Source organism: Amycolatopsis sp. NPDC114484 (genome assembly GCF_055633755.1).
In genome coordinates this window covers 440,474-461,709 of the sequence record NZ_JBVKDQ010000003.1, presented here as the reverse complement: position 1 = coordinate 461,709, position 21,236 = coordinate 440,474, and the positions used below count along the sequence as shown (strand labels likewise).

Below are 21,236 nucleotides of genomic sequence, written 5' to 3'. Positions count from 1 at the left end.
GAATGCTGCCTGGCTACCGCGGTGGAGTGCGCAATGCGTGAGAGTGAGAAGAATCGGGAATCCGGCTTCGCGGAGCGGCTGACGCTTCTGCCGCCGGCGGACCGCGCGGGGTTCCTCGCCGGCGTGGTCCACGACGCGACGCGGGCGGCGCTGCAGGCCGCGCTGCCCGAGGTGCCAGCCGTCCTCGACCCGGAGAAAGCGTTCTCCGACCACGGTTTCGACTCGCTCGCCGCGGTGGAGCTGCACGCGCAGCTCACCGACGCGACCGGGTTGGAGCTGCCGGTGACGCTGGCCTTCGACTATCCGACCCCGGCCGCGGTCGCCCGTTTCCTGCACACCGAGGTGTTCGGCGCGGAGGAGTCCGCCGCGGCGCTGGCAGCCGGGACGGCAAACGACGAGCCGATCGCGATCGTCGGCATCGGCTGCCGCTACCCGGGCGGCGCGGTGTCGCCGGAAGCGTTGTGGGAGCTGGTTTCCGACGAGGTGCACACCATCTCCGGTTTCCCGGAGGACCGCGGCTGGGACTTCGACAGCCTGTATGACCCGGACCCGGACAAGCCGGGCAGCAGCTACGTCACCTCGGGCGGATTCCTGCCCGGAGCCGGGGATTTCGACGCCGGGTTCTTCGGTATCGCACCTCGCGAGGCGTCCGCAATGGACCCGCAGCAGCGGCTCGTTCTGGAGACCGCGTGGGAAGCGTTGGAGCGGGCCAAGATCGATCCGTCCACTTTGCGCGGAACTCCGGGCGGCGTGTTCATCGGTGCCGAGGCGCAGGAGTACGGCCCGCGGCTGCACGAAGCTCCCGACGGGCTCGACGGTTACCTCCTCACCGGTAACGCGCCCAGCGTCGTCTCTGGTCGCGTCGCTTACGCGCTCGGTCTGGAAGGGCCGACGCTGACCGTTGACACCGCGTGCTCCGGTTCGCTGGTCGCTTTGCACTTGGCGGTGCAGGCGTTGCGACGTGGGGAAACTCAGCTCGCGTTGGCCGGTGGCGTTGCGGTGATGGGCGCGCCGGGTACGTTCACTGCCTTCAGCCGTCAGCGCGGTCTCGCGGAAGACGGTCGTTGCAAGGCTTTCGCGGCCGCCGCAGATGGCACTGGGTTCGCCGAGGGCGTCGGTGTCCTCGTGCTGGAAAGGCTTTCTGACGCAGTCGCGAGTGGACACACGGTGCTCGCCGTGGTCCGTGGCTCCGCGATCAACTCCGATGGTGCCTCGAACGGCCTTACCGCGCCGAACGGTCCGTCGCAGCAGCGTGTGATCAAGCGCGCGCTGGCCGACGCTGGCCTGGAAGCGTCCGATGTGGACGCTGTCGAGGCGCACGGCACCGGCACCCGGCTCGGCGACCCGATCGAGGCGCAGGCGCTGCTGTCCACCTATGGCCAGGACCGCGAGACGCCGCTGCTGCTCGGGTCGATCAAGTCGAACATCGGCCACACTCAGGCCGCGGCGGGGGTCGCGGGCATCATCAAGATGGTCGAGGCGATCCGGCACGGCGTGCTGCCGAAGACGCTGCACGTGGACGAGCCGACGCCGCACGTCGACTGGACCGCGGGTGCCGTCGAACTGCTGACCGAGCAGCGGGAATGGCCGGAGAACGAACGTCCGCGCCGCGCTGGCGTTTCGTCGTTCGGCGTGAGCGGCACCAACGCCCACGTCATCATCGAGCAGGCTCCGTCCGTCGAGACGGCGGAAACCGCGAGTGACGAGCTGCCGGTCGTGCCGCTGGTCGTTTCGGCGCGCAGCGAAGAAGCGCTGAAGGCACAGGCCGCAGCGCTGGTGTCCACTGTGGAAAGCAACAACCTGACTGACCTCGGCTTCTCCCTCGCTACCACGCGTGCCGCGCACGACCAGCGCGCCGTAGTCGTCGCGGAGGACATCGCTGACGCGGTGCGCGGGCTGCAGGCGCTGGCGTCGGGGGAGCAAGACCCGAACGTCGTCATCGGCGAGCGCGCTCCGGGCAAGCTCGCGATGCTGTTCACCGGCCAGGGTTCGCAGCGCCTTGCGATGGGGCGTGAGCTGTACCTGGCGTACCCGAAGTTCGCCGAGGTCTTCGACGAGGCTGTCGACCATCTCGACGTCCAGATGGAGACCCCGCTGCGCGACGTCCTCTTCGGCGACGACGCTGCGGAGTTGAACGAGACGCAGTACACCCAGTGCGCGCTGTTCGCGGTCGAGGTCGCTCTGGCGCGGCTGCTCGAATCGTGGGGCGTGCGGCCGGACATCCTGCTCGGCCACTCGATCGGCGAGCTGGCCGCCGCGCACATCGCGGGCGTGTGGTCGCTCGCCGACGCGTGCCTGGTCGTCGCCGCTCGCGGACGGCTGATGCAGGCGTTGCCGGAAGGTGGCTCGATGGTCGCCATCGCGGCGACCGAGGACGAGGTTCAGCCGCTGCTGGGCGACCAGGTCAGCCTGGCCGCGGTGAACGGTCCGACATCGGTCGTCGTCTCCGGCGAACGCGAAGCGGTGGAAGCCGTCGTGTCGGTGTTCCGCATGCAGGGCCGCAAGATCAGCGAACTGCGCGTCTCGCACGCGTTCCACTCGCCGCTGATGGAGCCGATGCTGGCCGAGTTCCGCGAGATCCTCGAGGTGGTCGACTACGCGGCCCCGGCGATCCCGGTCGTCTCGAACGTGACCGGCCGGATCGCGACCGCTGAAGAACTCTGCTCGCCGGGGTACTGGATGTGGCACGTCCGCCGCGCGGTGCGGTTCGCCGACGGGGTCCAGGCGCTGGTCGACGCCGGTGTGACGACCGCGATCGAGGTCGGCCCGGACGCCGTGCTGTCGGCGATGGCCGCCGGCACCAGCGACGCCATCGCGTTCACCCCCGCGCAGCGCCGCGACCGGCCCGAGGTCACCACCCTCGCCGCCGCGCTCGGCCGCCTGCACACCCGTGGCGTGGCGATCGACTGGACGGCGTTCTTCGGCCCGGCTCAAGTGGTCGACTTGCCGACGTATGCCTTCCAGCACAAGCACTACTGGCTCACCGCGCCGACCGGACACGGCGACGCGGCGGACTTCGGCCAGCTGGCCTCCGGGCACCCGCTGCTCGCCGCCGAGATCGGTCTGGCGGGCGACGACGGCCTGGTCCTCACCGGTCGCGTCGCGCTGCGGTCGCACCCGTGGCTGGCTGACCACGCGATCGCGGGAACCCCGGTGCTGCCGGGCACCGCGTTCGTCGAGATGGCTCTGCACGCCGCCGCCCAGGTCGGCTACGGCGTGGTCGACGAGCTGACCCTGCAGGCCCCGCTCGCGCTCCCGGAGACGGGCGGCGTCGCGCTGCAGACGCTGGTCGGCCCGGATGCCGACGGCCGCCGCACCATTGAGTTCCACTCCCGGCCCGACAACGACGCCGACGCGGCCTGGACCCGGCACGCCGTCGGTGTCCTCGCTGCTGGCCCGGTGGTCGAGCCCGCCCCGCGCGACGAATGGCCGCCCGCCGGTGCGGAGGTCGTGGCCACCTCGGAGCTGTACACCGAACTGGCCGGGCAGGGTTACGGCTACGGCCCGCTGTTCCAGGGCCTGCGCACCGCGTGGAAGCGCGATGACGTCGTGTTCGCCGAGGTCGCGCTGCCCGCGACGGGGCGCGACGCGGCGTTCGGCGTCCACCCGGCGCTGCTGGACGCGGTCCTGCACGCCACCGACTTCGCCCCGGGCGAGGCGCGGGAGCCGGACGAGATCCGCCTGCCGTTCGCGTGGACTGGCGTGCGGTTGCACGCTTCCGGCGCGACCGAGGTCCGGGTGCGGATCACGTCGCCGGCCACCGGCGGTGTCTCGATCGACGTGACGGACGTGGCGGGTACGCCGGTGCTGTCCGTCGAGTCGTTCCGCTCGCGGCCGGTCCGCGAGGCCGACCTCCGGACCCAGGCGCGCGACCTGCTGTACACCGTCGAATGGACGCCGGTCACCGGTTCGTTCGAGCTGCCGACGCTCGCCTCGCTGGGTTCGGTCAGCGGTTTCGACGTTCCGGTGGTCGACTCGCTGGTGTCGCTGGTCGACGTGCCCGAGGTCGTGCTGCTGCCGGTTTCCGTGCCGGGCAAGAACATCGCCGCCGCTGCCAAGCAGACCGCGCACCGCGTGCGGACTGTGCTGCAGCAGTGGCTGGAAGGCGACCGCTACGGCTCGTCGCGGTTGGTCGTGCTGACTCGCGGCACGCTCGCTGACTCCGCTGTCCGCGGCTTGGTGCGTTCGGCGCAGGCCGAGCACCCCGGCCGGGTCGTCCTGGTCGAGGGCGCTGTCACTGCGGCGACCCTGGCGACCGCGCTCGGCTCGGACGAGCCGGAGCTGCGCATCGACGGCGAGACAGTGTCGGCCGGTCGGATGGTCCGGTTGGCCGCCGAAGGCGGGGAGCCGACCTGGCGCACTGACGGCACCGTGCTGATCACCGGCGGCACCGGCGGTCTCGGTGCCCAGGTCGCGAAGCACCTCGTCACGAAGCACGGCGTCCGCAGCCTGCTGCTGCTCAGCCGTCGCGGTCTTAACGCGCCGGGTGCGGCCGAACTGGTCGAAGAGCTGGCGGAGCTGGGCGCGACCGCGAAGGTGGTCGCCTCGGACGTCAGCAAGAAGCGTTCGCTGTCGGCGGCGATCAAGAAGGCGGAGCACCCGCTGTCCGCCGTCGTGCACACCGCGGGCGTGCTCGACAACGCGATGATCGGCTCGCTGACCGCCGAGCAGCTCGACGCAGTGCTGGCCCCGAAGCTCGACGCGGCGTGGGCGCTGCACGAGCTGACCGCCGAGCTGGACCTGTCGGCGTTCGTCCTGTTCTCCTCCTCGGCGGGTCTCGCCGACGGTGCCGGACAGGCGAACTACGCCGCTGGCAACACCTTCCTCGACGCACTGGCCGAGCACCGGCACGCCGCTGGCTTGCCCGCGACGTCGCTGGCCTGGGGCCTCTGGGCTCCGGACGCCGGTCAGGCGATCGGCATGGGCGCGACACTGTCCGAAGTGGACCGTAATCGCATCGCGCGGCTGGGCCTGGCTCCGCTGACCGTGTCGGAAAGCCTTGCCGCCCTTGACGCTGCGCTCGGCACCGGCGTTCCGACGGTCGTGCCGACCCGGGTCGACCGCGCCGCCCTGCGGTCGCGTGGCGAGGACGTTCCGGCCGTGCTGCGCGGGCTCGTCCCCGCCGGTCGCCGCCGGATCGCCGTCGCCAGCGGCGAAGTGACCCCCGAGCAGCAGTTCGCCGAGCGCTTCGCGCACCTCGCCGAGGCCGACCGGGATCGCGCGCTGCTCGACCTCGTGCGCACGCACGTCGCGGCTGTTCTCGGCCACGACAGCGCCGACGCGATCAGCCCGGCCCGCCCGTTCGGCGAGATCGGGTTCGACTCGCTGGCCGCGGTGGAACTGCGCAACATCCTCGACTCGGTCACCGGCATGCGACTGCCCGCGACGCTGGTGTTCGACTACCCGACGCCGCGCGCGCTCGCCGAGTACCTGGCGTCGCGGCTGGCCGGGCTGGCTCCGACGCGTGCGATCACTCCGGTGACCAGTGTGGACCCGGAAGAGCCGATCGCCATCGTCGGCATCGCTTGCCGCTACCCGGGTGGCGTCGCGACGCCGGAGGATCTGTGGCGGCTGGTGTCCGAGGGCGAGGAAGCGCTGTCCGGCTTCCCGGTCGATCGCGGCTGGAACGTCGACTCGCTGTATGACCCGGAGCCCGGCAAGCCCGGCCACTCCTACGTCAAGCACGGTGCCTTCCTGCACGAAGCGGCCGAGTTCGATGCGGACTTCTTCGAGATCAGCCCGCGCGAGGCGGCGGCGATGGACCCGCAGCAGCGGCTGCTGCTGGAGGTGTCCTGGGAGGCGTTCGAGCGGGCCGGGATCGACCCAGTTTCTTTGCGTGGCAGCGCGACTGGTGTCTTCGCCGGCGTGATGTACCACGACTGGGGCACCCGGCTTGGCACGGTATCGGACGACATCGCGGGCTACCTCGGCAATGGCAGCCTCGCTAGCGTCGTGTCCGGTCGCGTGTCGTACGCGCTGGGTCTGGAAGGCCCGACGGTCACTGTGGACACTGCGTGCTCGTCGTCGCTGGTCGCGCTGCACTGGGCGGTGCAGGCGCTGCGTCGTGGCGAGTGCACGCTGGCGCTGGCCGGCGGTGTCACCGTGATGTCCACTCCGGACACTTTCATCGACTTCAGCCGTCAGCGCGGGCTTTCCGCCGACGGCCGGTGCAAGGCGTTCGCCGAAGCGGCGGACGGCACTGGCTGGGGTGAGGGCGCGGGCATGCTGCTCGTCGAGCGACTGTCCGACGCTCGCCGCAACGGCCACCCGGTGCTCGCGGTCCTCCGCGGTTCCGCAGTGAACCACGACGGCGCGTCGAACGGCCTTACCGCGCCGAACGGTCCTTCGCAGCAGCGGGTGATCGCCAAGGCGCTGGCTGACGCTGGCCTGCAGCCGTCCGAAGTGGACGCTGTCGAAGGCCATGGCACCGGCACCACGCTGGGCGACCCGATCGAGGCGCAGGCGTTGCTGGCCACCTACGGTCAGGACCGCGAAGAGCCGTTGTGGCTCGGGTCGATCAAGTCGAACATCGGTCACACCCAGGCCGCGGCGGGCGTAGCGGGCATCATCAAGATGGTCATGGCGATGCAGCACGGCCAGTTGCCGCAGACCCTGCACGTCGACCGTCCGTCCACTGTGGTCGATTGGGAGACCGGCGCGGTCCGGCTGCTGACCGAATCGCGGGAGTGGCAGGTCGATCGGCCGCGTCGCGCTGCGGTTTCGTCGTTCGGCATCAGCGGCACTAACGCGCACGTCATCCTGGAGCAAGCTCCGGCGATCCCGATCGAGCGGCCCTCCGAGACGCAGACGATCGTCCCGGTCGCGCTGTCCGGCCGGTCCGCCGCTGCGGTGCGCGGACAGGCGGCGCGACTGCGTTCTTGGCTCGCTGAAGGCGTTTCCGTAGCGGAGATCGCGCGTTCGCTGGCTGCGACGCGAGCCTCGCTGGAGCACCGCGCGGTGGTTGTCGCCGAGACTGCGGCCGAACTCGCCGACGGACTCGACGCGTTGGCTGGCGGCGACGCGCCGACCGGCCAGGTGGTGGATGGGAAGCTCGCCTTCCTGTTCTCCGGCCAGGGCGCGCAGCGGGTCGGAATGGGACGTGAGCTGTACGACGCGTACCCGGCCTTCGCGACGGCGTTCGACGCGGTGTGCGCGGCGATCGACCCGTTGGTCGACGTGCCGCTGCGGGACGTCGTGTTCGGCACCACCGAACTCGCCGACCGTGGCCTGCTCGATCAGACGCAGTACACCCAGACCGGGCTTTTCGCGGTCGAGGTCGCGCTGTTCCGGCTCGCCGAGTCGTGGGGCTTCCGGCCCGACGCACTCGCCGGGCACTCGATCGGCGAGCTGGCGGCGGCCCACGTCGCGGGTGTGCTTTCCCTGGAGGACGCGGCGAAACTGGTCACCGCGCGCGGCCGGTTGATGGGTGCGCTGAACGACCGTCGCGGCGCGATGGTCTCGTTCTCCGCGACCGAAGAGACGGTCCGCGATCTGCTGCAGGGCCACGAGGACGCGGTCAGCGTCGCAGCGGTGAACGGCCCGGCCGCCGTGGTTGTCTCGGGGGACGCGGACGTGGTCGCCGAGATCGAGCGGGCTGCCGAAGGTGTCCAAACGCGGCGGTTGCGCGTGAGCCACGCGTTCCACTCGCCGCTGATGACGCCGATGCTGGACGAGTTCCGCGAGATCGCCGCTGGGTTGTCCTATGCGGCACCGAAGATCCCGATTGTCTCGACGGTCACCGGGAAACTCGCCACCGACGACGAGCTGCGTTCGCCGGAGTACTGGGTCACCCACGTCCGCGAGACCGTCCGTTTCGGCGCTGCGGTCACGACTTTGGCGGAGAGCGGCGTCCAGACGTTCCTGGAGATCGGACCGGACAGCGTGCTGTCCGCGCTCGGCCCGCAGAGTGTCGAAGCGGAGTTCGTCCCGTTTGGACGGCGCGATCAGGACGAGGTGCGCACCGCGCTCACCGCGGCCGGTCGTCTGCACATTCGCGGCGCGGCGAAGCTCGGCCCGCTGCTCGGCGACGGTCCGGTCCGGCTCGACCTGCCGACGTATGCCTTCCAGCACAAGCGTTACTGGCTCGACGCGACCCCGTCCAGCGATGTCGCTTCGGTCGGTCAGCAGCCGCTGGCGCACCCGATGCTGGGCGCGGTCGTGGCACTGTCCGGTTCGGACACCACTGTCCTCACCGGACGGTTGTCTGCCTCGTCGGTGCCGTGGGTCGCGGACCACGTGGTCAAGGGCGCGATCCTGGTGCCCGGCACTGGGTTCGTCGAGCTGGCGGTCGCCGCTGGTGACCAGGTGGGGCACCCGACGGTCGAGGAGCTGACGCTGCAAGCGCCGCTCATCCTGCCGCCGGACGGCGCGGTCGCGCTGCAGGTCGTGGTCGGTCCCGCGAACGGCGACCGTCGCCCGGTCACCGTGTTCTCCCGCCCGGTCGAATCGGACGGCGACTGGACCCAGCACGCGCTGGGCACCCTGTCCGCCACCGCGCGGCCGGAACCCGCTGGCCTCACCGAATGGCCGCCGGCGGGCGCGACCCCGATCCCGGTCGAGGGCGCGTACGAACTGCTCAACGAGCGTGGCTACGGCTACGGGCCGGCGTTCCAGGGTCTCCAGGCCGCGTGGCGACGGGGCAACGAGGTGTTCGCCGAGGTCGCGCTGCCGGAACCGGCGGCGTCCACGGCGGGCTCGTACGGCCTGCACCCGGCGCTGCTCGACACCGCGATGCACGCCGACCTCCTCGGCGACCCAAGCGGTTCGACGCTGCTTCCGTTCGTGTGGAACGGCGTCACGCTGCACGCGGTCGGCGCTTCGGTGCTGCGAGTGCGGATCGTGCGCCTGGACGGCGACGAGCTGTCCTCGATCGAGGTCGCGGACGGCGAAGGCAATCCGGTCGCTTCGGTCGAGTCGCTGGTCTCGCGGCCGGTGCGGACCGAACTGGCCGCACCGGCGGAGACCACCGACGGTTCGCTGCTCAAGATCGGCTGGCAGTCCGTGCCGGTCCCGGCCGCGGAGCCGGGCGACGTCGTCGCGATCGGCCGTGGCCGGGTCGGCGTGGCCGCCACCTACAGCGGCTTCGCGGACCTGCTCGGTGCCGTTGACCGCGGTGAGCCGGTGCCGGGTCTCGTGACTCTGTCGGTGCCTGCTGCGGAGGGCGCTGTGCCGGAAGCAGCGCGGGCCAACGTGACGTGGCTGCTCGCCGAGATCCAGGCGTGGCTGAACGAATCGCGGCTGACCGACACGAAACTCGCCATCGTCACGCAGTCGGCGGTTCCGGCTGGTGAGTCCACTGTGGACGTCACGCAGGGTCTGCTGTGGGGCCTCGCCCGGGCAGCGCAGGCCGAACACCCCGGACGCGTGTTCCTGATCGACGCGGACGCGGACACGAAGGTCGAGACGATCGCCGCGGTGGTCGCCTCGGGTGAGCCGGAAGCGGCGATCCGCGCTGGTTCGGTGCTCGCCCCGCGCTACACCCGCACCGAATCGACCGGCACGACCTCGTGGGACGGCACAGTCCTGATCACCGGCGGCACCGGCGGTCTCGGCAGTCTGCTGGCGCGCTACCTGGTGGCCGAGCACGACGTGCAGAGCCTGGTTCTCACCAGTCGTCGCGGTCTCGACGCTCCGGGTGCCGCGCAGCTGGTCGAAGAGCTGACTGACCTGGGCGCGAACGTCCAGGTGGCGGCGTGCGACGTCGCAGACCGTGCGGCGGTCGAACAACTGGTCAACGGCCTGCCGGACCTCGGCGCGGTGGTGCACGCCGCCGGTACCGCCGACAGCGGTGTCTTCGATTCCCTCACCGCAGAGCAGCTCGCTGCGGTGCTGCGACCGAAGGTCGACGCGGCCTGGCACCTGCATGAACTGACCGCTGACCGGCAGCTGTCCGCGTTCGTCATGTTCTCCTCGGCGGGCGGCCAGGTGCTTCCTGCCGGACAGGCGAACTACGCCGCGGCCAACGCGTTCCTCGACGGACTCGCCGAACACCGGCGTGCGGCCGGGCTTCCGGCTACCGCGCTGGCGTGGGGTCTGTGGGCGGAGAACACCGGACTCGGCGGCGACCTCGCCGAAGCCGACCTCGCCCGGATGGCCCGCCTCGGCCTGCCCGCAGTCACCGCCGAGCAGGGGCTGGCCCTGTTCGACGCCGCCGTGGCCACCGAAGACGCGGTCATCGCGCCGCTTCGCGTGGACGTCCCGGCGCTGCGGGCTCGTGCCGACGACCTGCCCGCACTGCTGCGTGGTTTCGTGCCGCCGAAGGCACGTCGCGTGGCGAAGACGGCCAAGGCGGCGGACAACGCGCTCGCCGACGAACTGGCCGCCTTGGTGGAGAGCGAGCGGGACCGAGTGCTGCTCGACCTCGTCCGCACCCAGGTGGCCACCGTGCTCGGCTACGCGGACAAGTCCGAAGTGGACGGAAGCAGGGCGTTCAAGGAGCTGGGCTTCGACTCGCTCGCCGCGGTCGAACTCCGCAACCTCCTCGGCACCGCGACCGGTCTGACGCTCCCCGCGACGCTGATCTTCGACCACCCGACCGCCAAGGCCGTCGCGGACTTCGTGAAGGGCAAGCTGCTCGGCGCGGTCGCGAAGGTGCCGGCGACGACCGCCCGGACGAACGCGTCGATGCAGGAACCGATCGCGATCGTCGGCATGGCCTGCCGCTACCCCGGCGGCGTCCGGTCGCCGGAGGACCTGTGGCGGCTGCTGGTCGACGAGGTCGACGCGGTCTCCGGCTTCCCGACCAACCGCGGCTGGGACACCGAAGGCATCTACGACCCGGAACGCGGCAAACGCGGCAAGACCTACGCCAACCAGGGCGGCTTCCTGCACGACGCGGCGGAGTTCGACCCGGCGTTCTTCGGGATCGGCCCGCGCGAGGCGATGGCGATGGACCCGCAGCAGCGGCTCCTGCTGGAAACCGCGTGGGAGGCCATCGAGCGCGCCGGGATCGACCCGACCGTGCTGCGCGGCAGCCTGACCGGCGTCTTCACCGGCGCCATGTACGACGACTACGGCAGCCGCGCCCCGGGCGCCCCGGCCGACGTCGCCGCCTACATCCCGAACGGCAGCTCCGGCGCGGTCGTTTCCGGTCGCATCTCGTACCTGCTCGGCCTTGAGGGCCCGAGCATGACGGTGGACACCGCGTGCTCGTCCTCGCTGGTCACGCTGCATCTCGCGGTGCAGGCGCTGCGGGCGGGGGAGTGCGGGCTGGCGCTGGCCGGCGGGGTCACGGTGCTGTCGCAGTCGGATCTGTTCGTCGACTCCAGCCGCCAGGGCGTGCTTTCGCCCAACGGCCGGTCGAAGTCGTTCTCCGCGGCTTCCGACGGTGTCGGTTGGGCTGAGGGCGCGGGTCTGCTGCTGCTGGAGCGGCTGTCCGACGCGCAGCGCAACGGCCATGAGGTGCTCGCGGTCGTCCGGTCGAGCGCGGTCAACCAGGACGGTGCGTCCAACGGCCTCACCGCCCCGAACGGCCCGTCGCAGGAACGCGTGATCCACGCGGCTCTCGCGGCTGGTGGGCTGCAACCGTCCGATGTGGACGCTGTCGAGGCACACGGTTCGGGCACGAAGCTGGGCGACCCGATCGAGGCGCAGGCGCTGCTGGCCACCTACGGCCAGGACCGCGACCGGCCGCTGTACCTGGGTTCGGTGAAGTCGAACATCGGGCACGCGCAGGCATCGGGCGGTGCGGCCGGCGTGATGAAGGTCGTGCAAGCGTTGCGGCACAACATGTTGCCGAAGACGATGCACGTCGACGCGCCGTCGCCGGTCGTCGACTGGACCACGGGCAACATCGAGCTGCTCACCGAACCGCGGCCGTGGCTGCGCAACGGTCACCCGCGTCGCGCTGGCGTCTCGTCCTTCGGCATCAGCGGAACCAACGCGCACATCATCATCGAGGAGGCACCGCCCGCCCCGGCCGACGAAACCCGGCGCACCGCACCGGAACTCCCGGCGATCCCGTTGCCGCTGGCTGGTTCGGTCGCGCAGGCTCTCGCCGACCAGGCCGCCCGGCTGGCCGCGCACCTGCGGGCCAACCCGGACGTCAGCCTGACCGACATCGGCTACTCGCTGGCGACCGGCCGCGCCGCGCTCGACCACCGCGCGGTGGTCCTGGCGGCGGACCGCGAAGCGGCGCTGAAGGCGCTCGACGGACTGGCCGACGGCCGGACCCCGGCGGGCACTGTGGCCGGCACGGTCAGCGCGGCCGACCTGACGGCGTTCCTGTTCACCGGACAGGGCGCGCAGCAGCCGGACATGGGACGCGGGCTGTACGAGGCGTTCCCGGCCTTCGCCGGAGCGTTCGACGAGATCTGCGGACTCTTCGACGCCGAGCTGGACACCCCGCTCAAACAGGTGATCTGGGAAGACTCGCCGCTGCTCAACCAGACCGCGTACACGCAATGCGCGCTGTTCGCGATCGAGGTCGCGCTGTACCGGCTGGTCGAATCCTGGGGCGTCACCCCGGATTACGTCGCCGGGCACTCGATCGGCGAACTGGCCGCCGCGCACGTCTCCGGCGTGTTCTCGCTGGCCGACGCCTGCTCGCTGGTCGTCGCTCGCGGCCGGCTCATGCAGGCGCTGCCGACCGGGGGCACGATGGCGGCGATCGCGGCGACCGAGGACGAGGTCCGGGCTTCGCTGCCGGACGGGGTGGACATCGCAGCGGTGAACGGGCCGCGGTCGGTGGTCATCTCCGGGCCGGAAGAGGCGGTCGTCGCTGCCATGGCGACGTTCTCCGACGCCGGTCGCCGGACGAAGCAGCTGGTCGTGTCGCACGCGTTCCACTCGTCGCTGATGGAGCCGATGCTGGCCGAATTCGCGGTGGTGGCGGAGAAACTGACCTACTCCGCGCCGTCGATCCCGGTGGTGTCGAACGTGACCGGCAAGATCGCGACCGCCGCCGAACTGTGCTCGCCGCAGTACTGGGTGGGCCACGTGCGGGAGGCAGTCCGGTTCGCCGACGGGGTCAGCACTTTGCTCGCCTCGGGGGTGACCCGGTTCGTCGAGCTGGGTCCGGACGCGGTGCTCACCGGGATGGCTCGCGAATGCGACACCGCGGTGGCCAACCGACCGGACCGCGTCGTCCAGGTGCCCGCGATGCGGCGCGGCCGGGCCGAGGTACCGACCGTGTTCACCGCGCTGGCGACGCTGTTCTCCCGGGGCGCGAAGATCGACTGGAAGGCGCTGTTCGCCGGCCAGGGTGCGTCCACTGTGGACCTGCCGACGTACGCGTTCCAGAACAAGTCTTACTGGCTCGACGCGACGAAGCCGACCGGTGACGTCAGCACCCTCGGCGCCCAGTCCGCCGGACACCCGCTGCTGGGTGCCCTGGTGGAACTGCCGGACGGCGGCGCGGTGCTGACCGGACGGCTGTCGGTCGCGACGCAACCGTGGCTGGCCGACCACGTGGTGATGGGGCGGACGATGCTGCCCGGCACCGCGTATGTCGAGCTGGCAGTGCACGCCGGTCACCAGGTCGGTTGCAACCTCCTGGAGGAGCTGACGCAACAGGCGCCGTTGCTGCTGCCGGAAGACGGGGTCGACCTGCGCGTGGTCATCAGCGCGCCGGACGGCAGCGGACGCCGGGAGCTGTCGGTGCACTCGCGGACCGAGGCTGGCTGGGTCCAGCACGCCGCGGGCACGCTGGCCAATGGCGAGGCAGCGGAATTCTCGCTGAGTGAGTGGCCGCCATCGGGAGCGGAACAGGTTGACCTGACCGGGTTGTACGACGACCTGGCCGGGCTCGGCTTCGGCTACGGGCCGACGTTCCGCAACCTGCGGGCGATCTGGCTCCGCGAAGGCGAGGTGTACGCCGAGGTCGCGCTGCCGGAAGGCACTGCGGCGAACGAATTCGGCCTGCACCCGGGCCTGCTCGACTCGGCGCTCGGCGCGACGGACTTCCTGATCCCGGGCGGGCCGAAGGCGTTGACCGAGACGACCATCCCGTTCGCGTGGAACTCGGTGTCGCTGCAAGCCAGCGGCGCGACCGCGCTGCGGGTGCGGGTCCGGAAGACCGACAGCGGTTCGTCGCTCGACCTGGCGGACGCTGCGGGTGCCCCGGTGGCGCAGATCGCTTCGCTGGTCACGCGGCCGGTGTCGGAAGGCCAGCTCGGCACGAAGGTGCCGGACTCGCTGTACCGGATCGAATGGCAGCCCGCTTCGGGCGTTCGGCTGGTGCCTTCGCTGGACGGCTGGGCCGTGCTCGGCACCGACGACCTCGGTCTCGGCGTGCCGTCGAAGGCAGAGCCGGTCGACGCGGAGGTGCTGGTGCTGCCGGTCGGTTCCGGTTCCGGTGATGTTCCGGCGCAGGTGCACCAGATCGTCCAGGAAACGTTGCGGCACTTGCAGAACTGGCTGTCCACTGGGGACGGCAAGCTGGTCGTGGTCACTCGCGACGAGCTGGCGCAGGCTCCGGTCTGGGGTCTGGTGCGGGCCGCGCAGGCGGAGAACCCCGGCCGGATCCAGGTCGTGGACCTCGACGCTTCGGCCGAGTCGGCCCGGGCGCTGCCCGCGGTCGTCGCGTCCGGCGAACCGGAAGCCCGGGTGCGCGACGGCGAGGTGCGCGTGCCGCGGCTGACCCGGGTCACCGAGGTCGGCGAGACGGTCGAGTGGGATCCGGACGGCACGGTGCTGATCACCGGCGGCGCTGGCCTGCTCGGCGGACTGCTGGCCCGGCATCTGGTCGCTCGCGGTGCCCGTGACCTGGTCCTGACCAGCCGCCGCGGGCTCGACGCAGCGGGGGCGCGGGAACTGGTCGACGAACTGGCCAGCGAAGGCGCGAAGGTGACTGTCGCCGCGTGCGACGTCACTGATCGGGACGCGCTGGCGAAGCTGCTCGACACGCTGCCGCGGCTGACGGCTGTGGTGCACGCGGCCGGGCAGATGGACAGTGCGGTGCTGAGTGCCTTGACGCCGGAGCAGGTCGAGAATGTGTTGCGGCCCAAGGTGGACGCGGCCTGGAACCTGCACGAGCTGACGGCTGCTCGGGAGCTGGCGGCGTTCGTTCTCTACTCCTCGGCGGGCGGCCTGCTGCTCGCGGCGGGACAGGCGAACTACGCGGCGGGGAACGTGTTCCTGGACGCGCTGGCCGAGCACCGTGCTTCGCTTGGCCTCCCGGCGACCTCGCTTGCGTGGGGTCCGTGGGAAGGCACCGACGGCGAGGTGGACCTGGCGCACATCGCCCGGTCCGGTGTCGCGGAGCTGTCCGCGACCGAGGGGCTGGAGCTGTTCGATGCCGCGCTGGCTGCTTCGTCGGCGGCGTTGGTGCCGGTGAAGCTCGACCTCAAGGACGCTGACCGCGCGTCGGCGCTCCTGAAGGGTCTCGTCACGGCCGGACCTCGACGGGCAGCTGTTGCCTCGTCTGCTGCGGCGCCGGAAGCCGGGTTCGCCGACAAGCTCGCCACGCTCCCGGCGGACGAGCGGGATTCGGCGGCACTGAACCTGGTGCGCGAGCACACGGCGGCAGTCCTCGGATACGACGACGCTTCGGCGATCGGGGTCGAAAAGGGCTTCACCGACCTGGGCATCGACTCGCTCGCCGCGCTGGAGCTGCGCAACCGGCTCGGCGCCGCGACCGGGCTGCGGCTGCCCGCGACGCTGATCTTCGACTACCCGAGCCCGCTGCCGCTGGCCCGGCACCTGCTGACCGAGCTGGCGCCCGAGCCGGTGGTTTCGGTCGAGGAACTGAACGGCACCGACGACGCGGCGGCGGCAGTCGCCTCGATGGACCTGGCCGACCTGGTCCGCTCCGCGATGGGCGGCACCGACGAACGGGGTGAATCCCAGTGACCGACAAGTCCGCTCCTTCGACCGAGCAGATCGTCGCCGCGCTGCGGCAGTCCATGACGGACAACGAACGGCTCCGTGCGGACAACCAGCGGCTGGCCGCGCGGCAGTCCGAGCCGATCGCGATCATCGGCATGGGCTGCCGGTATCCCGGCGGGGTCACCACGCCCGCGCAGCTGTGGGATCTGGTGGCCGGCGGCGTCGACGCGATCGGCGAGTTCCCGGCCGACCGCGGCTGGGACACCGCCGCCCTGCACGACCCGACCGGCACCCGGTCCGGCACGACGTATTCGAACGAAGGCGGTTTCCTTTACGAAGCCGCCGATTTCGAGCCGGAGTTCTTCGGCATCAGCCCGCGCGAGGCGGTCACGCTGGACCCGCAGCAGCGGTTGCTGCTCGAGACCGCGTGGGAAGCCGTCGAGCGCGCCGGGATTGTGCCGTCGACCTTGCGGGGCAGCGCGACCGGGGTGTTCACCGGCGTCATGTACCACGATTACGGCGCGGGCAGCAGCGACGGCAGCCTGATCTCCGGGCGCGTCTCGTACACGCTCGGACTCGAAGGCCCGTCCGTGTCGGTGGACACCGCGTGCTCGTCCTCGCTGGTCGCGATGCACCTTGCCGCGCAAGCACTTCGGCGCGGGGAGTGCTCGCTCGCGCTGGCGGGCGGGGTGACGGTGATGGTCACGCCGGACATGTTCGTGTACTTCAGCGAACAGCACGGCCTTTCTTCGGACGGCCGGTGCAAGGCCTTCGGCAGCGGCGCGGACGGCGTCGGGTGTTCTGAGGGTGCCGGAATGCTTTTGCTGGAAAGGCTTTCCGACGCTCGGCGCAACGGGCACCACGTGCTCGCGGTGCTGCGCGGCAGTGCGGTGAACTCGGACGGCGCTTCGAGCGGGATCACTGTGCCCAATGGCCCGGCTCAGCAGCGGGTGATCCGGGCGGCCTTGGCTGACGCCGCTTTGGAACTGTCCGATGTGGACGCTGTGGAGGCGCACGGCACTGGCACCAAGCTGGGGGACCCGATCGAGGCGCAGGCCCTGATCTCCACCTACGGCAAGGTCGCTACTCCCTCGCGACCGTTGTATGTCGGTTCTTTCAAGTCGAACGTCGGGCACACCCAGGCTGCCGCTGGGGTCGGCGGGGTCATCAAGATGGTCGAGGCTCTCCGGCGGGGGGTGCTGCCGCCGACGTTGCACGCGGATGAGCCTTCGCCGCACGTTGACTGGGCGGACGGCACTGTCGCGCTGCTGAACGAATCGACGCCTTGGCCGTCGGCCGACCGTCCTCGGCGGGCTGCGGTGTCGTCGTTCGGCATCAGCGGGACGAACGCGCATGTGATCGTCGAACAAGGCGATCCGGCTCCCGCGCCTTCCGCTTCCTCTGGGCCGGTTGCCTGGTTGCTCTCGGCTTCTTCTCCGGAGGCTTTGCGGGCTCAAGCTTCTCAGCTGGCTGACTTTGCTGCTTCGGGTTCTCCGGCGGACGTCGGGCTTTCCCTTGTCACTACGCGAACCCTCAGCGAGCATCGGGCCGGGGTGGTGGCTGCTGATCGGGAGGCTGCTGCTCGCGCTCTGGGGGATTATGCGGCAGGTCGCGCTTCTTCCGCGGTGGTCGAGGGTGTGGCTTCTCCGCGGCGGACGGCTTTCCTCTTCGCCGGGCAGGGCGCTCAACGCGCTGGCATGGGCCTGGACCTTGCTGCCGCGTACCCGGTCTTCGCCGCCGTTCTGGACGAGGTCGGTGCTGCGCTGGACCTCGATGTTCCCCTGCGTTCCCTGCTCGCCGACGCTGATCGGCTCGACCAGACCGGCTACACGCAACCTGCGCTGTTCGCGGTCGAAGTCGCCCTTTACCGGCTCCTGGAGTCGTGGGGCATCGAGCCTTCTTACTTGCTGGGCCACTCCGTCGGGGAGATCGCCGCCGCCCACGTCGCCGGGGTGTTTTCCCTTGCCGACGCCGGAAAATTGGTGGTCGCCCGGGCCCGGCTGATGCAAGCGCTGCCCGCCGGCGGGGCGATGGTCGCGGTGCAGGCTACCGAGGACGAGGTCCTTCCGCTACTAACCGATGGTGTGGGAATCGCCGCGGTGAACGGTCCCCGATCGGTGGTAGTGTCGGGGGTAGAAGAAGAAGTACTTGCGGTTGCTGGGAAATTTGATCGAACTTCGCGGTTGCGGGTGTCGCACGCGTTCCATTCGCCGCTCATGGACCCGATGCTGGACGAGTTCGCCGCGGTGGCGCGCACGCTGACGTACTCCGCTCCTTCGGTGCCGGTTATGTCCACAGTGGACATTTTGGCGGAGGTGGCTACGCCGGACTACTGGGTGCGCCAGGTGCGTTCGGCAGTGCGGTTCGCGGACGGCGTGCGGGCGCTGGCCGGTGCCGGGGTGGACACGTTCGTCGAAGTCGGCCCGAGCGCGGTGCTGACCGCGATGGGGCAGAGCTGCGCCGATGGTGCTGTGGTGGGTGGGGTGGGCGGGGCGGGTGGTTCCGCCGGTGGTTCCGCCAACACAAACGCCGACGCCGCCAGCCTTGCCGACGCTGCCAGCCTGGCCAACGCCACCAACGCTGCCACTCTCGCCCACGCCACCTTCGTCCCCGTCCTGCGCAAGGACCGAGCCGAAGCGGAGTCGGCCGCCGCCGCGGTCGCGACTCTGTTCACGCTCGGCGGGGCCGTCGACTGGGACGCGTTCTACTCCGGCGCGCACGTGGTCGAGCTGCCGACCTATGCTTTCCAGCGCAAGCGTTACTGGCTGGACAACCCAACCGGTGCGCGGGCTCGCGGCGTAGCCGAGGTCGGGCAGCGGGAAGCCGCGCACCCGCTGCTCGGCGCGGTGGTCGGCACGGCGGGCTCCGGCGGCGTCGTCCTCACCGGACGGCTCTCGCTGGCCGCGCAGCCGTGGCTGGCCGACCACGTCGTCCAGGGCAACGCGCTGTTCCCCGGCACGGCGTTCGTCGAGCTGGCGGTGCGCGCGGGCGACGAGGTCGGCTGCGGGCGAGTCGACGAGCTCACCCTGGCCGCGCCGTTGATCCTGCCTGAGCAGGGCGCGGTGCGGCTGCAGGTGACCGTTGGCGCGGAGGAGGACGACGGCACCCGCGCGCTCGGGATCTTCTCCCAGGCTGAGGACGCCGACGAGTGGGTCCAGCACGGCAGCGGCCGGCTCTCCCCAGCCGGTTCGCCGTCCGCGCCGTCCGCGGAATGGCCGCCGGCCGGAGCCACGGAGATCGACGTGACCTCGCGGTATGACGAGCTGGCCGCACAAGGCTTCGACTACGGCCCGGTTTTCGCCGGACTGCGCCGAGCCTGGCAGGCGGGCGACGTGCTGGCCGCCGAGGTCGCGCTGCCCGAGCACGCCGACGGCAGCGCGTTCGGCCTGCACCCCGCGTTGCTGGACGCTGCCCTGCACACGATCGGCCTCGCCGGGCCGACCGAGGACAAACCAGTCCTGCCGTTCGCGTGGTCCGGTGTCTCGCTTTACGCGGGCGGCGCGGCGACCCTGCGCGTGCTGATCTCGTCGGACGTCGAAAACACCGTCTCGCTCACCTCAACGGACGCGTCCGGCGCACCCGTGCTGCGCGTGGACTCGCTGGCGCTGCGTCCCATCGCGGACGACGCGTTCGCCTCCGCCGCGCGCTCGGCCGTGGACGATTCGCTGTTCCGCGTCGACTGGATCCCGTGGCAGGGCGACGATGTCACCGCAGTAACCACCGCGATCCTGGGCAACGACGCCTTCGACCTCGGCGGAGAGTCCTATGTGGACCTCAAAGCGCTGCTGGCGGCTATCCACCACGGCGCCTTAGTGCCGGACGTCGTCTACGTGCCCTTCGCCGCCCCGGAAACGGGCACCCCGGAAGACGCTCGCGCAGCCGTCCACAACCTCCTTTCGCTGGCCCAAGCCTGGGTCGCCGAGGACGTACTGGCCGCTTCGCGCTTGGTCGTCGTCGCCTCCGGGGCGATCGCCACTCGTCCGGACGAGGGCGCACCTGACCTCACCCACGCCGCGCTGTGGGGCGTGATCCGCACCGCGCAACTCGAGTACCCAGACCGATTCATGGTGGTAGACCTCGACAACGGCCCACTGCCGATCGGCTCGGTGCTCGGCGCGATGTATGCCGACGAACCTGGCGTCGCAGTCCGCGACGGCGCGGTTCTGGTGCACCGCCTGGCAAAGTACGTTCCCTCCGGCACTGTCGCCTTCGACCCGGACGGCACCGTCCTCGTCACCGGTGGCACCGGCGTGCTCGGCCAGTTGATCGCCCGGCACCTGGTCACCGAGCACGGCGTCCGCCGCCTGCTCATCACGAGCCGCCGCGGCCCCGCCGCTCCAGGAGCCGACGAGTTCGTCGCGTCCCTGACCGAGCTGGGTGCTTCAGTCTCCCTGGTGGCCTGCGACCTGGCCTCCCGAGACGCTGTCGCAGCCCTCATCGCCGACGTTCCGTCCGACCACCCGCTGACCGCGGTAATCCACACCGCCGGCGTCGTTGACGACGGCGTGCTGCTGTCGCTGACGCCGGAACGGATGGACGCCGTGCTCCGCCCGAAGGTCGACGCCGCGTGGCATCTGCACGAACTGACCGCGTCCCTGGACCTGGCCGCCTTCGTGCTGTACTCCTCGGCAGGCGGAACCCTCGGCGCCGCAGGTCAAGCCAACTACTCCGCGGCGAACGTCTTCCTGGACGCCCTCGCGCACCACCGTGCGGCACAAGGCTTGCCAGCCGTGTCGCTCGCCTGGGGCCTGTGGACGGAAGGCGGCATGTCCAACGATCTGGCCGACACCGACCTGATCCGGATGGCCAGGTCCGGCGTATTCGGCCTGTCCTTCGCCGACGGCCTGGAACTGTTCGACGCGACAGTCGCCGCCGGCCAGCCGTCGCTGGTGCCGGTGCGGCTGGACATGTCCGGCCTCCGCGCCGACGCCCACAGCGTCCCCGCGATGCTGCGCGGCCTGATCCGAGGCCGCCGCCGCGTCGAGGTCGTCGACGATTCCTGGAACCAGGTACTGCGCCTGTCCGGTGCCGAACGCGTACGAGCGGCCGTCGACCTGGTCTGCGGCACCGCCGCCGTGGTCCTGGGCCACGAACGACGGGACGCGGTTGACCCGCGAAAGGGCTTCATCGAACTGGGTTTCGATTCCCTGACTGCCATCGAACTGCGCAACCGACTGGACGTCCTCACCGGAATGCGCCTGCCCGCGACGCTGATCTTCGATTACCCGTCCGTGCAGGTGCTGGGAGAACACCTCGTAGCGGACGGTGCGCCGTCAGCAGTCGAAATTCAGCTGGACGCGCTGGAAGACGTCGTGCGAGGCCTGGAACCGGATGAGGTCTCCGGAGTCGTGACGCGGTTGAAGGCAGTGCTGGCTTCGCTGGTCCCGGACGAGGAAGTGGACGGAGCCAGTGCGGACGAACTGTTCGCGCTGCTGGACGAGGAACTGGAAGCCCGGTAACGCTTTGGGGCC

2 protein-coding genes are annotated in these 21,236 nt (G+C 70.9%); both read left to right on the top strand.

Annotated features, from left to right (window positions below):
• The first annotated feature begins 33 nt into the window (after positions 1–33).
• The gene (locus ACZ7SW_RS11380; protein ID WP_470230293.1) at positions 34–15,789 is read left to right on the top strand and encodes an SDR family NAD(P)-dependent oxidoreductase; all 15,756 of its coding nucleotides are present in this window, start codon (positions 34–36) and stop codon (positions 15,787–15,789) included.
• A complete protein-coding gene (locus ACZ7SW_RS11375; protein WP_470230292.1) occupies positions 15,786–21,224 on the top strand; it encodes a type I polyketide synthase in 5,439 nt (1,812 codons plus the stop codon). The genes ACZ7SW_RS11380 and ACZ7SW_RS11375 overlap by 4 nt, the downstream gene beginning before the upstream one ends.
• The last annotated feature ends 12 nt before the right edge of the window (positions 21,225–21,236 follow it).

Bases quoted from the DNA above. Each gene is read 5' to 3' on its own strand.
- ACZ7SW_RS11380 (WP_470230293.1), top strand. From the start codon at position 34: ATGCGTGAGAGTGAGAAGAATCGGGAATCCGGCTTCGCGGAGCGGCTG.